Origin of the sequence: Cryptosporangium sp. NPDC051539 (assembly GCF_044454545.1) — a bacterium.
GTDB lineage: Bacteria > Actinomycetota > Actinomycetes > Mycobacteriales > Cryptosporangiaceae > Cryptosporangium.
The window spans coordinates 417,800-433,873 of record NZ_JBITDV010000002.1; the positions used below are offsets into that span (position 1 = coordinate 417,800).

General features: G+C 72.3%; 12 protein-coding genes. 7 read left to right on the forward strand and 5 right to left on the reverse strand.

Annotated features, from left to right (window positions below; translation table 11 throughout):
* Positions 1–27: 27 nt before the first annotated feature.
* The 4 genes from ACIBZJ_RS07905 to ACIBZJ_RS07920 all read right to left on the reverse strand — a co-directional run bounded on the left by ACIBZJ_RS07905 (position 28) and on the right by ACIBZJ_RS07920 (position 4,273).
* On the reverse strand, positions 28–1,074 hold the full coding sequence (locus ACIBZJ_RS07905; protein ID WP_395926800.1) for a type IV pilus twitching motility protein PilT: 1,047 nt from the start codon (positions 1,072–1,074) through the stop codon (positions 28–30).
* Between the two features lie 116 nt (positions 1,075–1,190).
* Positions 1,191–2,867, reverse strand: a complete 1,677-nt coding sequence (locus tag ACIBZJ_RS07910) for a GspE/PulE family protein (protein WP_395926802.1) — start codon at positions 2,865–2,867, stop codon at positions 1,191–1,193.
* 74 nt (positions 2,868–2,941) lie between these two features.
* Positions 2,942–3,412, reverse strand: coding sequence for a tetratricopeptide repeat protein (locus tag ACIBZJ_RS07915; protein WP_395926804.1), 471 nt, complete (start codon positions 3,410–3,412; stop codon positions 2,942–2,944).
* Positions 3,413–3,481: 69 nt separating this feature from the next.
* Positions 3,482–4,273, reverse strand: a complete 792-nt coding sequence (locus ACIBZJ_RS07920; RefSeq protein ID WP_395926806.1) for an META domain-containing protein — start codon at positions 4,271–4,273, stop codon at positions 3,482–3,484.
* A gap of 68 nt (positions 4,274–4,341) precedes the next feature.
* Between ACIBZJ_RS07920 and ACIBZJ_RS07925 the strand changes: the two genes are divergently transcribed.
* Positions 4,342–5,550: a cytochrome P450 gene (locus tag ACIBZJ_RS07925; RefSeq protein ID WP_395926808.1), complete on the forward strand. Its 1,209-nt coding sequence runs from the start codon at positions 4,342–4,344 to the stop codon at positions 5,548–5,550.
* Between the two features lie 3 nt (positions 5,551–5,553).
* On the opposite strand, the gene ACIBZJ_RS07930 is transcribed toward ACIBZJ_RS07925, so the two are convergent.
* Positions 5,554–6,414 carry an IclR family transcriptional regulator gene (locus tag ACIBZJ_RS07930; RefSeq protein ID WP_395926810.1) on the reverse strand — a complete coding sequence of 287 codons (861 nt, stop codon included), beginning with the start codon at positions 6,412–6,414 and terminating at the stop codon, positions 5,554–5,556.
* A gap of 89 nt (positions 6,415–6,503) precedes the next feature.
* Here ACIBZJ_RS07930 and hutH point away from each other — a divergent pair, with 89 nt between their 5' ends.
* From hutH to ACIBZJ_RS07960, 6 genes are read left to right on the forward strand one after another with little or no spacing between them, the layout of a single operon-like run.
* The gene (gene hutH / locus ACIBZJ_RS07935; protein WP_395926812.1) at positions 6,504–8,048 is read left to right on the forward strand and encodes a histidine ammonia-lyase; all 1,545 of its coding nucleotides are present in this window, start codon (positions 6,504–6,506) and stop codon (positions 8,046–8,048) included.
* Between the two features lie 52 nt (positions 8,049–8,100).
* A complete protein-coding gene (hutU, locus tag ACIBZJ_RS07940) occupies positions 8,101–9,759 on the forward strand; it encodes a urocanate hydratase (protein ID WP_395926814.1) in 1,659 nt (552 codons plus the stop codon).
* A complete protein-coding gene (locus ACIBZJ_RS07945) occupies positions 9,756–10,961 on the forward strand; it encodes an allantoate amidohydrolase (RefSeq protein WP_395926816.1) in 1,206 nt (401 codons plus the stop codon). The genes hutU and ACIBZJ_RS07945 overlap by 4 nt, the downstream gene beginning before the upstream one ends.
* Positions 10,958–12,274 carry a formimidoylglutamate deiminase gene (locus ACIBZJ_RS07950; protein ID WP_395926818.1) on the forward strand — a complete coding sequence of 439 codons (1,317 nt, stop codon included), beginning with the start codon at positions 10,958–10,960 and terminating at the stop codon, positions 12,272–12,274. Before ACIBZJ_RS07945 ends, ACIBZJ_RS07950 begins: the two co-directional genes overlap by 4 nt.
* Positions 12,275–12,312: 38 nt before the next feature.
* On the forward strand, positions 12,313–13,434 hold the full coding sequence (hutI, locus tag ACIBZJ_RS07955; RefSeq protein WP_395927750.1) for an imidazolonepropionase: 1,122 nt from the start codon (positions 12,313–12,315) through the stop codon (positions 13,432–13,434).
* 52 nt (positions 13,435–13,486) lie between these two features.
* Positions 13,487–15,904 (forward strand): penicillin-binding protein, encoded by a 2,418-nt coding sequence (locus ACIBZJ_RS07960; RefSeq protein ID WP_395926820.1) that lies wholly within the window; start codon positions 13,487–13,489, stop codon positions 15,902–15,904.
* Positions 15,905–16,074: the final 170 nt, after the last annotated feature.

Below are 16,074 nucleotides of genomic sequence, written 5' to 3' on the forward strand. Positions count from 1 at the left end.
CCGGGCACCCGCTCTTCGCGCGAGCGCTCATCGGCGGCCCGCCAGGCGGGAGTAGTCCTCCGCCGAGTGGCAGAGCGTGAGTCCCTGCTCGAACGTGATCGCCTGCTGCCGCACGCGTTCGGCCAGGTGCTGATCGAACGAGAGCATTCCCTCACCGGCCCCGGACTGCATGAACGACGGGATCTGGTGGTTCTTGCCCTCGCGGATCAGGTTCCGGATGGCCGGGGTCAGCGACATGATCTCGGTGATGATCACCCGGCCGCGACCGTCGGCCCGCGGACACAACGCCTGGCTGACGACGCCCTGCAGCGCGGTCGAGAGCTGGGCCCGGATCTGCGGCTGCTGATGCGGCGGGAACACGTCGATGATGCGGTCGATCGTCTGCGTCGCGCTCTGCGTGTGGAGCGTCGCGAGCACCAGGTGACCGGTCTCGGCGGCGGTCAGCGCGGTCGACGTCGTCTCGAGGTCGCGCAGCTCGCCGACCAGGATGATGTCGGGGTCCTGCCGGAGTGCGGCCTTGAGCGCGCCCGAGAACGAGCCGGTGTCCTCACCGACCTCGCGCTGATTGATCAGGCTGCGCTGGTGCGTGTGGAGGAACTCGATCGGATCTTCGATGGTGACGATATGCGCAGACCTGGTGCGGTTCGCGAGATCCAGCAGCCCGGCCAGCGTCGTCGTTTTTCCGGAGCCGGTGGGGCCGGTGACCAGCACCAGCCCGCGGGGCAGCTGGGCGAACCGGGCCATCGAGTCCGGGACGCCGAGCTCGTCCAGCGGCTTGATCAGGTGCGGGATCGTCCGGAACGCGGCCGCGCAGGAGCCCCGCTGCTGGTAGATGTTCACCCGGAACCGCGACAGGCTCTCGACGCTGTACGCGAGGTCGAGTTCCTTGTCGCGCTCGTACCGGGCCCACTGGGCGTCGTCGGTGGCGGCCCGGGCCAGCAGCGCGGTGTCGGCCGGCGTCAGCGGGTCGTAGTCCGGCAGCGACTGCAGCGAGCCGTTGATCCGCCCGGTCGGGGGCGCGCCCGCGGTCAGGTGCAGGTCGGAGCCGTTGGCCTCGACCAGCGCGACGAGCATCGCGTTGAGTGAATCCCGGTCCCGCGCAGCCGAGGAGGGGGCAAAGTCTCTCCGGAGTGTGCCGACACCGTCCACCGCGTCCTGATCGGCGTCGGCACGGAGCAGTTGAGGAGTTTCTAGACCGCGACGCGCATGACCTCGGAGAGGGAGGTCAGGCCCTCCTGGGCCTTGCGGAAGCCGTCGCTCCGGAGGTCGCGCATGCCCTCGGCGAGGGCCACGTCCTGGATCTCCCGGGCGGACGCGTGCTTCACCGTGAGCCGTTCGATCTCCTCCGAGACCGGCATGACCTCGTGCAGTGCGATCCGGCTGCGGAAACCGGTGTTCGCGCAGTTCCGGCACCCGACCGGCTGCCAGAGTTCCGGCGGCGCGGGCAGATCGTCGGGCCACCGCGCGCCGGTCAGCTCGAGCTCGGTGGGTTCGTAGGCCTCTTTGCACCAGTCGCAGAGCCGCCGGGCGAGCCGCTGGGCCACGATGCAGTCGACCGAGGAGCCGACCAGGAACGGCTCGATCCCCATCTCGGTGAGCCGGACCATCGCGCTCGGCGCGTCGTTCGTGTGCAGCGTGGACAGCACCAGGTGGCCGGTGAGCGCGGCCTCGACCGCGAGTTGCGCGGTGACCCGGTCCCGGATCTCGCCGATCAGGATGACGTCCGGGTCGGACCGCAGGATGGCCGGCAGCACGGCCGCGAACGTCAGGCCGGCCTTGAGGTTGACCTGGATCTGGTTGACGCCCGGCAGGCGGTACTCGACCGGGTCCTCGACCGTGATGATGTTGATCGTCGGCTTGCTGATCTCGGCCAGCGTCGCGTAGAGCGAGGTCGACTTGCCGGAGCCGGTCGGGCCGGTGACCAGCACCATCCCGTGCGGCTTGTGGAACGACGAGGCGAAGCGGGCGAGGTTCTCGGGGCTGAAGCCGACGTTGTCGAGCTTCACCTCCTGGCCGCCGCCGGTGTCGAGCACCCGGAGCACGACCTTCTCGCCCCAGACCGTGGGGAGCGTCGCCGTGCGGAGGTCGACCGCCCGGTTGTTGATCTCGACCGTGATCCGGCCGTTCTGCGGGACGCGTTTCTCGGTGATGTCGACGCCGGACATGATCTTGAGCCGGGAGACGAGCGAGGCCTGGACGTTGTGCGGCACGTTGTCGATCTCGTGCAGCACGCCGTCGATCCGGAAGCGCACCCGCATGTCGTGCTCGGTCGGTTCGAGGTGCAGGTCGGACGCCCGGCTCTGGATCGCCTGGCCGATCATCGAGTTCACGTACCGGACGATCGGCGCGTCCTGGTCACTGCTGGTCAGGCTGGAGACGCTGGCCGCGGTCGGGGCCTCGGGACGGAGCGAGTCGGCGATGTCGGCGAGGTCGTTGTCCTCGCGCTGGAGGCGGCTGATGATCTTGCGGAGCTCGGAACGCGCCACCATGACCGGCCGCACGATCATGCCGGTCGCGGCCCGGACGTCGTCGAGCGCGACGATGTCGCCGGGATCGGTGATGCCGACCGTGATCTCATTGCCGTCGACGGCCAGGCCGAGGACGCGGTGCCGGACGGTGATGCCGATCGGGATCTTCGCCATCGCGACCGGGTCGATCGGGTAGCCGACCAGGTCGACGCTGTTCATCCCGTAGACGTCGGCCGCCGCGGCGGTGAGCTCGGTCTCGGTGACGACGTGGTCGTTGATCAGAATGCCGCGCAGCGACCGCCCGGATCGTTCCGCCTCGGCGGCGGCCCGGTCGAGCGCCGCGGGGTCGGCGCCGCGCCCCTTGAGCGCATCGAGCAGGGGGCGGAACGTCTGGTACATGGCGTCCTATTCGCGGCGATGGGCTTTTCCTCACCTGATCGGCCGGGGGACGCGATTGCTGAGGGGTGCGGACCTCAGGCGGCGGAGAGCGCTGAGAGCGCGGAGAGCGCGGAGAGCGCGGCCATGTCCTCGAGGATCGCGGCGACCTCGGGGTGCAGGCCGCCGAGGACCGTGCGCTTGATCTGCAGCGCGGACTGCAGGCGGGCGCGGCTGACGCCGGGCTCGGTGTCGGCGTGCAGCAGCGCGAGGCCGTGCAGGCAGACCGCGGCGTCGTACGTCAGGCCGGTCGTGCGGTAGACGGCCAGCGCCCGCTGGTAGAGCGCGTTCGCCTCGGCCCGGCGGTCGAGCGCGGCCAGGACGGCGGCGAGCGTGCGGGCGTCGGTCGCGGCGGCCGGTGAGTCCGGGCCGGCGGAACGCTCCGCACAGGCGAGCGCGGCCCGGGCCGACGTCGCGGCGGCGGTGAGCCGCCCGTCGGCGTACGCGGCCGCCGCGTCGTCCCGGTGCCGCCGGGCCTCGGCGTCCAGGTGCCTGCGGGTCTTCCACATGGCGTGCCTCCTCGGGGTATGCCCTGAGGATTCGCTGGTGCGGGCAGCGCTACCAGGTAAAAATGCGCACTACGGCGCTGCTTTCAGAATCAGCCCGGCGGCGGCGTTCGTCAGCCGGAGGGTGTCTCCGGTGACGACCGCGCGGACCGGCCCGGGCGTCAGCGCGTTCAGGACGGACCGTTCCACCGCGTCGGCCGGGCCGCCGCAGGCCATCTTCGTGGTGGCGAGCGGGCCGAGCGCGACGACCTGCCCGTCGACGGTGGCCGGCCCGGTCAGCCGGTTGCACCCGGTCGACCCGGTGACGTGCGTGCCGTCGAACGTCAGCGAGGCCTCGACGCCGGCCGGGACGCTGCCGACGCTCGCGTCGTCGCCGGTGCCGTTCACCAGGCCGTCGACGATCCAGCGGGTGCCGACGAACGGCACCCCGGCGGGGGAGTGCCGTACCAGCGTGATCCGTATCCGGCCGGTCGAGAGCACGAGCCCGGCGCCGGTCTCGCGCCACCGGGGGCCCGTTCCGACGAAGTCGGCGAGCCACTGGTCCTGGTCGAGCCGGGCCTGCTCGCAGCCCAGGTCGGTCTGCGTCAGCTCGCCGGCCTCGAGCCGGTCGCCGGTGATCGTGACCGGGCCGCTGATCCGGTTGCAACCGCCCTCGAGGCCGATCGTCCCGTCGTCGGCGAACGTGATCCGGATCCGCGTCTGCGGCGCCGGTGGACGGGTCCGGCCGTCCTCGGTCATCCCGACCGCGTCCCAGGTCGTGCCGCGCAGCGGCGGCGTGGGCTGTTCCACGATCGTCATCCCCTGTCCGCAGGCGGCCGTGAACGCCACCGCCGCGAGTACGAGTACGAGTCCGAGTCGGGTCATGGGAGTGGGACGCAGCGGGTTCACGGATGGATCCCCTGCATTTCCCCTCGATCTGTACGTTGGGTTTCATGACCGGCACCGACGAGTACCTGCGGCTGGGGCCGGACTACTACGACAACCCGTTCCCGCTCTACGCGCAACTGCGCGAGGAGCAGCCGGTCACCCGGGTGATCACGCCGCTCGGCCTGCACGTCTGGCTGGTCACGCGGTACGAGGACGCGCGGGCGGCGCTCGCCGAACCGCGGCTGCACAAGGACAACGAGCAGTTCCAAGCGCTGATGGAGGCCCGCTACGGCCCCTCGCGGCGCGGTTTCGAAGACTCGATCAACGCGCACATGCTCGCGGCCGATCCGCCCGACCACACCCGTCTGCGCAAACTCGTCGGCAAGGCGTTCACCGGCCGGGCGATCGCCGCGCTGCGTCCGCGGATCGAGGAGATCGCGGCCGGGCTGCTCGAGGCGATGGAGGCCGGTCCCGACCGGGTCGACCTGCTGGACGCCTACGCGTTCCCGCTCCCGATCACGGTGATCTGCGAACTGCTCGGGGTGCCGACCGACGAGCGGGACGACTTCCGCCGGTGGTCCAACACGCTGCTCCAGTCGGGCGAGCCCGAGGCTCACCAGGCGGCCGCGGTGTCGATGGCCGGGTATCTGACCGGCCTGGTGGACGCTCGTCGTCTCGCGCCGAGCGACGACATGCTCGGCGCGATCGTGCAGGCCAGCGAAGACCGTGACAAGCTGTCGCGCCAAGAAGCGATCTCGATGGCGTTCCTGCTGCTGGTGGCCGGTCACGAGACGACCGTCAACCTGATCGGCAACGGCATGTTCGCGCTGCTGCGCCATCCGGAGCAGAAAGCGGCGCTGGAGGCCGACCCGGCGCTGATCCCGAACGCGGTCGAGGAGTTCCTCCGGTGGGACGGCCCGGTGCACCTGGCCACGGTCCGGTTCACGGCCGAGCCGGCGACGATCGGGGGCGTCGACATACCGGCCGGTGAGGTCGTGATGGTGTCGCTGTCGGCGGCGAACCGGGATCCGTCGCGCTACCCGGACGCCGAGGCACTGGACGTCCGGCGGCAGGGCGCGGGCCACGTGGCGTTCGGTCACGGCATCCACCACTGCCTCGGGGCACCGCTGGCGCGGCTGGAGGGCGAGATCGCGTTCCGGGCGCTGCTGGAACGGTTCCCGGGCCTGACCCTGGACGCGGACCCGTCGGAACTGGCCTGGCGTCCGTCGACGCTCATCCGGGGCCTGGAGTCGCTGCCGGTGCGGTTACGCTGACGGTCACGATCCCGCCCGGGGGTGCCGCTCTCCGCGGCCACCGACCCGGCGGCTGATCTCGGCGGCGGTGCGCAGGACGGCCGCCGCGAGCTCCTCCGGCTGCTCGTCCGCCGGGTAGGTCACGGCCACGGCGGCGACCGGGTGCCCGGCGTGGTCGTGCACCGCGGCCGCGACCGACGCGAAGCCCGGCGTCACCTCGCCGTCCTCGGTGGCGAACCCGGCCCGGGTGACCGCGGTCAGCAGCCGCCGGAGCTCGGCGTACGTCGTCGGACCGAGGTCGTGGCGCCGGACGAATGCGGCCGCGTCCGGGAACAGGGCCCGGACGCCTGCCTTGGGCAGCGCGGCGAGCATCGCCCGCCCGCTCGCGGTGAGCTGCGCGGGCAGCCGGACCCCCACGTCCGTGACCAGCGGCGGACGCCCGGGCGCCCGCTCCTCGATCACGTAGATCACCTCCCGCCCGTGCAGCACGGCCAGGTGCGCGCTCTGCCCGATCCGGTCGGCGAGCGTCGCCAGCGGCACCCGCGCCAGGCGCTGCAACGGTGCCTGCCGGGTGTATCCGGTGCCGAGCTCGTACGCGCTGACCCCGAGCGCGTACCGCCGTTCCTCCGGCAGGTGCACGACGAATCCCGCGTCGACGAGCGTCGCCAGCAGGTGATACGTCGTCGACCGGGGCAGCGCGAGATCGCGCGCGATGGCCGCGGCCGCCACCGGGCCGGCTTGGCGCGCGAGGTACCGCAGGATCGCCAGCACCTGGGTAGCCGCGGGCACCTGCGCTGCCGCCGGCCCGCCGTCAGCTGCCGCCGGCCCGCCGTCGGCTGCCGCCGGCCCGCCGTCGGCTACGGGCGGCCGGGCGGATCGGGTCATGTCCGCACCCTAGCCACCGTCTGGGATCCCAGACGAATACGCCCGCGTCGTGCTGTCGGCCGCGGCGCCCCGTGGTGTCCCATGGACCCATGGGTGACGCGGTGCTGGTGGGTGCAGGTCCTCTCGATCCGGACGACGTGATCGCGGTAGCACGAGACAACGCTCCGGTGGCCCTGGCGCCGGACGCCGAGGAGACCCTCGTGGCCAGCAGCCGCATCATCGAAGAACTCGCCGACGACACGACACCGCACTACGGCGTCTCCACCGGCTTCGGCGCGCTGGCGACCAAGCACATCCCGCCCGACCGGCGCGTGCTGCTCCAGCACAGCCTGATCCGCTCGCACGCGGCCGGTTCCGGACCCGAGGTCGAGCGCGAAGTCGTGCGCGCGCTGATGCTGCTCCGCCTGGCGACGCTGGCCACCGGCCGCACCGGGGTCCGGCTCTCCACCGCGAACGCCTACGTCGGGATGCTGAACGTCGGCCTCACGCCGGTCGTCCACGAGTACGGCTCGCTGGGCTGCTCCGGCGACCTCGCCCCGCTGGCCCACTGCGCGCTCGCCCTCACCGGCGAGGGGTTCGTGACCGACGCGCTGGGCGTCCGGCGCCCCGCGGCCGAGGCGCTCGCCGACGCGGGCCTCACCCCGCTCGCGCTCCGGGAGAAAGAAGGCCTGGCGCTGATCAACGGCACCGACGGGATGCTCGGCCAGTTGCTGCTGGCCGCGGCCGACCTGCGCCGCCTGCTGCGCACCGCCGACCTCACCGCGGCGATGAGCGTCGAGGCGCTGCTCGGGACCGACGCGGTGTTCGCGGCCGACCTGCAGGCGTTGCGTCCGCATCCGGGCCAGGCCGCCAGCGCGGCGAACCTCCGGGGGATCCTGGCCGGGTCCGGGATCATGGCCAGCCACCGCGACCCGCACGCCTGCACCCGCGTCCAGGACGCGTACTCGCTGCGCTGCGCGCCCCAGGTGCACGGCGCCGCCCGCGACACGCTCGCCCACGCGGAGACCGTCGCCTCCCGGGAACTCGCGGCCGCGATCGACAACCCGGTCGTGACGCTCGACGGGCGGGTCGAGAGCAACGGCAACTTCCACGGCGCCCCGGTCGGGTACGTGCTCGATTTCCTCGCGATCGCGGTCGCCGACCTCGCGTCGATGGCGGAGCGGCGCACCGACCGGATGCTCGACGTCGCGCGCAACCACGGGCTGCCGCCGTTCCTCTCGCACGACGCCGGGGTCGACTCCGGCTACATGATCGCGCAGTACACGCAGGCCGCGGTCGTGTCCGAGCTCAAGCGGCTCGCGGCGCCCGCCAGCGTGGACTCGATCCCCTCGAGCGCGATGCAGGAAGACCACGTCTCGATGGGGTGGTCGGCCGCCCGCAAGCTCCGCCGCTCGATCGACGGCCTGACCCGCGTGCTCGCGATCGAGCTGCTCACCGCGGCGCGTGCGCTCGACCTGCGCGCGCCGCTCCGACCGGCGCCGGCCACCGCGGCCGTGCTCGCCGAGCTCCGCGAGACCGCTCCCGGCCCCGGCCCCGACCGTTACCTGGCCCCGGAGATCGAGGCCGCCGTCCACCTCGTCCGCACCGGCGCGGCGGTGACGGCCGCCGAGTCGGCGGCCGGACCGCTCGCGTGAGCCCGGTCCACCGGCGCTCCACCCGTCTTCGTCGAACCCGAGAGGAGCACCGATGATCGGCGCTCGCCCAGTCCGTGCCGCCCGCGGCACGAGCCTCACCGCACAGAGCTGGCAGACCGAAGCACCGCTGCGGATGCTCATGAACAACCTCGACCCCGAGGTCGCCGAGCGCCCCGACGACCTCGTCGTCTACGGCGGCACCGGGCGCGCGGCCCGCAACTGGTCGAGCTTCGACGCGATGGTCCGCACGCTCACCACGCTCAAGGACGACGAGACGATGCTCGTCCAGTCCGGCAAGCCGGTCGGCGTCATGCGCACCCACGAGTGGGCTCCCCGCGTCCTGATCGCGAACTCGAACCTGGTCGGCGACTGGGCCACCTGGCCCGAGTTCCGCCGCCTCGAGCAGCTCGGCCTCACGATGTACGGCCAGATGACCGCCGGTTCCTGGATCTACATCGGTACCCAGGGCATCCTCCAGGGCACCTACGAGACGTTCGCCGCCGTCGCGGCGCGCAAGTTCGACGGCACGCTGGCCGGGACGCTCACGGTCACCGGCGGCTGCGGCGGCATGGGCGGCGCGCAGCCCCTGGCCGTCACGCTCAACGGCGGCGTCGCCCTGGTGATCGACGTCGACCCGGCCCGTCTGCACCGCCGGGTCGAGCAGCGCTACCTGGACGAGGTGGCACCGAACCTCGATGCGGCGATCGAGCGGGCCCTCGACGCCAAGAAGAACCGGGCCGCGCTGAGCATCGGCGTGGAAGGCAACTGCGCCACGGTGCTGCCCGAGCTCCTGCGCCGTGGCGTCGCGGTCGACGTCGTGACCGATCAGACCAGCGCCCACGACCCCCTCTCGTACCTGCCCGAGGAGATCGCGCTCGAGGACTGGCAGGACCGCGCCGAGAAGGACCCGGCCGACTTCACGATCCGCGCCCGCGCCTCGATGGCCAAGCACGTCGAGGCCATGGTCGGGTTCCTGGACGCCGGTGCCGAGGTCTTCGACTACGGCAACTCGATCCGCGACGAGGCCCGCCAGGGCGGTTACGACCGGGCGTTCGCGTTCCCGGGGTTCGTCCCGGCCTACATCCGGCCGCTGTTCAGCGAGGGCAAGGGCCCGTTCCGCTGGGCCGCGCTCTCCGGCGACCCGCGCGACATCCACGCGACCGACGAGGCCGTCCTCTCGCTGTTCCCGGAGAACGACCACCTGCACCGCTGGATCCGCGCGGCTCAGGACAAGGTCGCGTTCCAGGGCCTCCCGGCCCGGATCTGCTGGCTCGGCTACGGCGAACGCGACAAGGCCGGCGTCCGCTTCAACGACATGGTGGCCCGCGGAGAGCTGAGCGCGCCGCTCGTCATCGGCCGTGACCACCTCGACTGCGGAAGCGTCGCGTCTCCCTACCGGGAGACCGAGGCGATGGCCGACGGGTCCGACGCGATCGCCGACTGGCCGCTGCTGAACGCGCTGGTCAACACCGCCTCCGGTGCGTCATGGGTGTCGATCCACCACGGCGGAGGGGTCGGCATCGGACGGTCGATCCACGCCGGACAGGTGACGGTCGCCGACGGCACCGCCCTTGCCGGGCAGAAGATCGAACGCGTGCTGACGAACGACCCGGGGATGGGCGTGATCCGCCACGTCGACGCCGGGTACGAGGACGCCTCCGAGGTGGCCGCCGAACGCGGCGTGCGGATCCCGATGCGGGAGGGTGCGTGAGTTTCGAACGTCTCTGGGCCGAGCTGCTGCCGGTGGGCCGGTCGGACCAGGGCGGCTACCGCCGGTTCTCCTGGACGCCGGCCGATCTGGACGGCCGGGCCTGGTTCGCGGACACGGCCCGCGGGATCGGGCTGGACGTCGAGACCGACCGGAACGGGAACCAGTGGGCGTGGTGGGGTTCCGGCGGCGACGCGGTCGTCACCGGCTCGCACCTGGACTCCGTGCCGGACGGCGGGGCGTTCGACGGCCCGCTCGGGGTCGTGTCGTCGCTGGCCGCGGTCGCGGCGCTGCGGTCGCGGGGCGTGGCGCCGGCGCGGCCGGTCGCCGTCGTCAACTTCGTCGAGGAGGAGGGCGCGCGGTTCGGCGTCCCTTGCCTCGGGTCCCGCCTGCTGACCGGGGCCATCGCCCCGTCCCGGGCCAGGGAACTGCGAGATTCCGACGGCGTGAGCTGGGCCGATGCCATGACCGACGCCGATCTGGACGCCACCGGGCTGGGCGCCGATCCGGCGCGGCTGGCGTCGATCGGGACGTTCGTCGAGTTGCACGTCGAGCAGGGCCGCGGGCTGGTGGAGTCGGGCGCGGCGGTGGGGGTCGCGAGCGCGATCTGGCCGCACGGACGGTGGCGGTTCGAGTTCGCGGGCGAGGCCAACCACGCCGGGACGACCCGGCTCGCCGATCGGCGGGACCCGATGCTGACGTTCGCGGCGACCGTGCTGGGAGCGCGGGAGCAGGCCGCGCAGGCCGGGGCGCTCGCGACGTTCGGGCGGGTCGCGGTGGAGCCGAACGGCACGAACGCGATCGCGTCGCTGGTGCGGGCGTGGCTCGACTCGCGCGCGCCGGACGAGCGGTCGCTGGCGCGAGTCGTGGAGGCGGTGACGTCCCTGGCCGCGGAGCGCGGAGACCGCGACGGCGTCAAGGTGACCGTGACCGCCGAGTCCGAGACCCCGGTCGTCGAGTTCACCGCGTCGCTGCGGGACGAACTCGCCTGGCTGGTCGGCCGGGACGACGGGCCGGCGCCGATCCTGCCCACCGGCGCCGGGCACGACGCCGGGGTGCTGTCCGCGCACGTGCCCACCGCGATGCTGTTCGTGCGGAACCCGACCGGGGTGTCGCACGCGCCGGGCGAGTACGCGGGCCCGGACGACTGCCTGGCGGGCGTCGAGGCGCTGACCACCGTGCTGGCACACCTGGCCACTCGGTGAGCGTCTACTGGGCCGAGTACGCCTGGCTCCCGGACGGCGCCGCGGCCGGCGTCCGCCTGGACGTGGTGGACGGTCGGATCACGACGGTGGCCGCGGGAACGGAGGCCCCGGACGGGGCCACGCGGTTGCCGGGGCTGACCGTGCCGGGGCTGGCGAACGCGCACTCGCACGCGTTCCACCGGGCGCTGCGGGGGAGGACGCAGGCCGACCGGGGGACGTTCTGGACCTGGCGGTCGCAGATGTACGCGCGGGCCGACACGCTCACGCCGGACTCCTACCACGCGCTCGCCCGCGCGGTGTACGCCGAGATGGCGCTGGCCGGGATCACCTGCGTGGGCGAGTTCCACTACCTGCACCACGCCCCCGGCGGACGTCCGTACGCCGATCCGAACGCGATGAGCGAGGCGCTGGTGGCGGCCGCCGCCGACGCCGGTATCCGGATCACGCTTCTGGACACCTGCTACCTCTCCGGCGCGATCGGGAAGCCGCTGGAAGGCCCGCAGCTGCGCTTCGGCGACCACACCGCCGAGGGCTGGGCCGAGCGCGTCGCCGCGTTCGCTCCCGCCGGCCACGCCCGGGCCGGTGCGGCTCTGCACTCGGTGCGGGGTGTGCCCGCCGACCAGATCGCCCCGGTCGTGCGCTGGGCCGAGGAGAACGGCGCGCCGTTGCACGTGCATCTCTCGGAGCAGCCGGCCGAGAACGAGGCCTGCCTGGCCGCGTACGGCGTGACGCCGACCCGGTTGCTCGCCGACCACGGCGTGCTCGGCCCCCGCACGTCCGTGGTGCACGCGACCCACCTGACCGGCGACGACGTGACGCTGATCGGTGGTTCCTCCACCTGGACGTGCGCCTGCCCGACGACCGAACGCGACCTCGCCGACGGCATCGGGGCGTTCCGGACGCTGGCCGGGGCCGGGTCGCCGATCTCGCTGGGCAGCGACAGCCACGCGGTGATCGACCTGTTCGAGGAGGCCAGAGCCGTGGAGCTGGACGAACGGCTGCGTACCGGCGTCCGGGGCCACTGGCCGGCGCCGGAGCTGCTGCGTACCGCGTTCGCCCACGACTCGCTCGGCTGGCCCGATGCCGGTTCGCTCACCGTCGGCGCCCGGGCCGACCTGGTCACGATCGCGACCGACACCCCCCGCACGGCCGGCTTCACCGCCTCCACCGCCGCCGAGATCGTCGTCTTCGCCGCGTCCTCCTCCGACGTCCGCTCGGTCGTGGTCGACGGCCGCCAGGTGGTCGCCGGCGGCACCCATCAGACGATCGACGTCGGCCGCGCGCTGGCCGAGGCGCTAGGAGGACACCCGTGACCCCGGCCGGCGGCAGCACGGTCATCCGGAACGTCGGGATGCTCGTGACGCAGGACGACGAGCTGGGCACGCTCACCGGCGCGGCGCTGGTCGTCGACGGTGGCCGCGTCGCCTGGGTCGGGCCGTCCGCGACCGCCCCGGACGCCGACGAGATGGTCGACGCGGCCGGGCGGGCGGTCGTCCCCGGGTTCGTCGACAGCCACAACCACCTGGTCTTCGCCGGTGACCGTTCAGCCGAGTTCGCGGCCCGCATGGCGGGCACGCCGTACGCCGCCGGGGGAATCCGCACGACGGTCGCCGCGACCCGTGCCGCCACCGACTCCGAACTCCGCGAACGACTGACGACGCTGGTCGCCCAGGCCTACCGGCAGGGCAGCACCACGCTGGAGATCAAGTCCGGGTACGGGCTGTCGGTGCCGGACGAGGCCCGTTCCCTGCGACTGGCCCGCGAAGTCACGCCCGAGACCACGTTCCTCGGCGCGCACGTCGTCGCGCCCGGCGCCGATCCGGCCGAGTACCTCGCGCTGGTCACCGGCGAGATGCTCGAGGAGTGCGCGCCGTACGCCCGCTGGATCGACGTCTTCTGCGAGCGCGGCGCGTTCGACGGCGACGCCTCCCGGGAAGTTCTTTCGGCCGGCGTCGCCCGGGGCCTGGTGCCCCGCGTCCACGCCAACCAGCTCACCCCCGGCCCCGGTGTCCAGCTCGCGGTCGAGTTCGGTGCCGCGTCCGCGGACCACTGCACCCACCTCACCGATGCCGACGTCGACGCGCTGGCCTCCTCCGACACGGTCGCGACGCTGCTGCCGGGCGTCGAGTTCTCGACCCGGTCGCCCTACCCGGACGCCCGGCGCCTGCTGGACGCGGGCGTCACCGTGGCGGTGGCCACCGACTGCAACCCGGGGTCGTGTTTCACGTCCAGCATCCCGTTCTGCCTGGCGCTCGCGGTGCGCGAGATGCACCTGACGCCCGCGGAGGCGCTCCGGGCCGTGACGCGCGGAGGGGCGGCCGCGCTGCGCCGGGACGACGTCGGGCACCTGGCGCCCGGAGCCCGCGCCGACCTCGTGCTGCTGGACGCGCCCGATCCGGTCTACCTGGCCTACCGTCCCGGAGTTCCGCTGATCGCGGCCGTGTGGAAAGACGGACGACCCCTCCCGATTTAAGCCTCCTTTAAGCGACCGTCGACGTTCGCACGGCGTCCATACATTGATGGACGTGACGTCTCGCCCGGACCGAAAACTGGCCAATTCCCTCTCGCTGCTGGTGTGCGGGATTCTGGCCGGCGTCGTGCTGGCCGCGGTGGCCTTTCCCGCCGTCGGTCTGTCCGGAATGGGGGCGAAGAAGGCCGCGGACTCGTTCCGCGACCTGCCGGCCGAGATCCGCATCCCGCCGCTGCCGCAGACCACGACGCTGCTGGCCGCCGACGGCAAGACCGTGCTCGCCTCGTTCTTCGAGGAGAACCGGAAGGTCGTCCCGCTCGAGGACGTCGCACCGGTGATGCGCCAGGCGATCGTCGCGGCCGAAGACACCCGCTTCTTCGAGCACCAGGGAGTGGACGCGCGGGGAATCGTCCGCGCGTTGGTCCGGAACCAGACCACGGGTGAGGTCACCCAGGGCGCCTCGACGCTGACCCAGCAATATGTCCGGTCGGTGCTGAAATACAGCGCCGCGAACGCGATCCAGTTCAAAGCCGCGACCGAAGACACCGCGGCCCGCAAGTTACGCGAAGTGCGCTACGCGATCGCGCTGGAGAAAGAGCTCTCGAAGAACCAGATCCTCGAGAACTACCTGAACATCACGTTCTTCGGCAACGGCGGCTACGGCATCCACTCCGCGTCCGAGGCGTACTTCGGCAAGCCGCCCTCCCAGCTGACGCTGCCCGAGGCCGCGATGATCGCCGGCCTCGGGCAGGACCCGACGCAGTACAACCCGGTCGGCAACGACGAATTCGGCACCCGGCCCGCGCTCGAACGGCGCACGTACGTCCTGCGCCAGATGGTGAAGATGAAGTACATCACCAAGGGCGAGGCCGACGCGGCCGAGAAGGCGCCGATCGGCCTGAACCCGAAGTCCAACGTGCAGGGCTGCGAATACGGCCGGGCCAACTTCGGGTTCTTCTGCGGCTGGTTCCTCGACTGGTGGCAGGCCAACCCGGCGTTCGGCCGGTCGACCACCGAGCGGCTGGGCATGCTGCGCAAAGGCGGCTTCCGGATCGTCTCGACGATCGACGTGAAGATGCAGAAGGCCGCGCAGAAGCAGGTCGACCGGGGCATGTCCGCGTACAACCGGTTCGCCACCGGGATCGTGCTGGTTCAGCCCGGTACCGGCCGCGTGCAGGCGATGTCGATCAACCGGAAATACGGCATCCACAAGAACCCCGGCGGCAAGACCTACCCCTATACCGAGAACCCGCTGCTGACCGGTTCGACGATCTCGCCGGGATACCAGGCCGGGTCGACGTTCAAGATGTTCACGATGCTGGCCGCGCTCCAGCAGGGCATTCCGCTGAACCACACGCTCTACGCGCCGCCGCAGTTCGTCTCGCAGTACATCGGCGGATGCAAGTCCGGCCGGTACTACTGCCCGAAGAACGCGGACGGCCGGATGACCGGCGTCCACACGATGTCGAGCGGATTCGGCGAATCCGCAAACACGTACTTCGTCCAGCTGGAGCAGGAGGCGAGCGTGAAGGCCGCGGTCGCGGCCGCGCAATCCGCCGGTGTCGTGTTCCGTGGCAAGAAGGACAACGAGAACATCAAGTGGGCGCAGAACAGCAACCAGGCCTGGGGTTCGTTCACGCTCGGCACCGCGCAGGTCAGCCCGCTGGACATGGCGAACGCCTACGCCACCGTGGCCGCCCGCGGCAAGTACTGCAAGCCGACGCCGATCAGGTCGATCACCACCCAGACCGGTGTCACGCTGCCGGCGGGTAACCCGTCCTGCAAGAAGGTGTTCCGCCCGGAGGTGGCCGACGCCGCCAACGACGCCGCCCGCTGCCCGGTGGGCGACGGCACGATGTCCGGCGTCTCGTGCACGCACCCCGGCGGTGGCGCCACCGCGACGAGCGTCGGGTCGGCGATCGACCGTCCGATCGCCGGGAAGACCGGCACCACCGACGACAACAACGCGGGCTGGTTCGTCGGCTACACCCCGAACCTGGCGGCCGCGTCGTTCGTCGCCAACCCGGACAAGTACTTCGACACGGTGCCCGACAGCCACCTGCCGGTCCAGATCGTCCGCGACACGTTCGCGAGCGTCCTGCCGATCCTGCCGGTGAAGAATTTCGTCCGGACGACGAAGAAGCTGTCGTACGGCACGCTGCTGCTCGTCCCGGACGTCAAGGGTGCGACGCCGGACGAGGCCGTCGCCCGGCTGCGGTACGCGGGGTTCTCGGTCTCGATCAACTACGACGCCGAGGATTCCGACCAGCCGCCGGGGCGGGTCGCGGGCACGGATCCGGACGGCGGGAGCTACGTGAGCAAGGGCAGCAGTATCCGGATCAACGTGAGCAACGGGAAGAAGTCGAAGCGAGATCCGCGGGTCGACAAACTCTGCAAGGCCGACCCGAAGCTGCCCGTCTGCAAGATCAAGCCGGGAGAGCCGGGCTTCCCGGCGGCCCCCGGCCGCCCGTGAGCCGGCACGCTCCCCGGCCGGGATGACCACTCGGACCGGGGTGACCACTCCGGCCGGGGGGCGCGCGTGCAGCCGGGGTCGCGTGCGGCGAGGGTCGCGTGCGGCCGGGGTCGCGTGCGGCGAGGGTCGCGTGCGGCGGGGGCTGCGTGTGGCGGGGGCCGGCCCGGGGT

Coding starts and splice junctions, on each gene's coding strand:
- ACIBZJ_RS07905 (WP_395926800.1), bottom strand. CDS start 1,074: ATGCTCGTCGCGCTGGTCGAGGCCAACGGCTCCGACCTGCACCTGACC.
- ACIBZJ_RS07910 (WP_395926802.1), bottom strand. CDS start 2,867: ATGTACCAGACGTTCCGCCCCCTGCTCGATGCGCTCAAGGGGCGCGGC.
- ACIBZJ_RS07915 (WP_395926804.1), bottom strand. CDS start 3,412: ATGTGGAAGACCCGCAGGCACCTGGACGCCGAGGCCCGGCGGCACCGG.
- ACIBZJ_RS07920 (WP_395926806.1), bottom strand. CDS start 4,273: ATGACCCGACTCGGACTCGTACTCGTACTCGCGGCGGTGGCGTTCACG.
- ACIBZJ_RS07925 (WP_395926808.1), top strand. CDS start 4,342: ATGACCGGCACCGACGAGTACCTGCGGCTGGGGCCGGACTACTACGAC.
- ACIBZJ_RS07930 (WP_395926810.1), bottom strand. CDS start 6,414: ATGACCCGATCCGCCCGGCCGCCCGTAGCCGACGGCGGGCCGGCGGCA.
- hutH (WP_395926812.1), top strand. CDS start 6,504: ATGGGTGACGCGGTGCTGGTGGGTGCAGGTCCTCTCGATCCGGACGAC.
- hutU (WP_395926814.1), top strand. CDS start 8,101: ATGATCGGCGCTCGCCCAGTCCGTGCCGCCCGCGGCACGAGCCTCACC.
- hutI (WP_395927750.1), top strand. CDS start 12,313: ATGCTCGTGACGCAGGACGACGAGCTGGGCACGCTCACCGGCGCGGCG.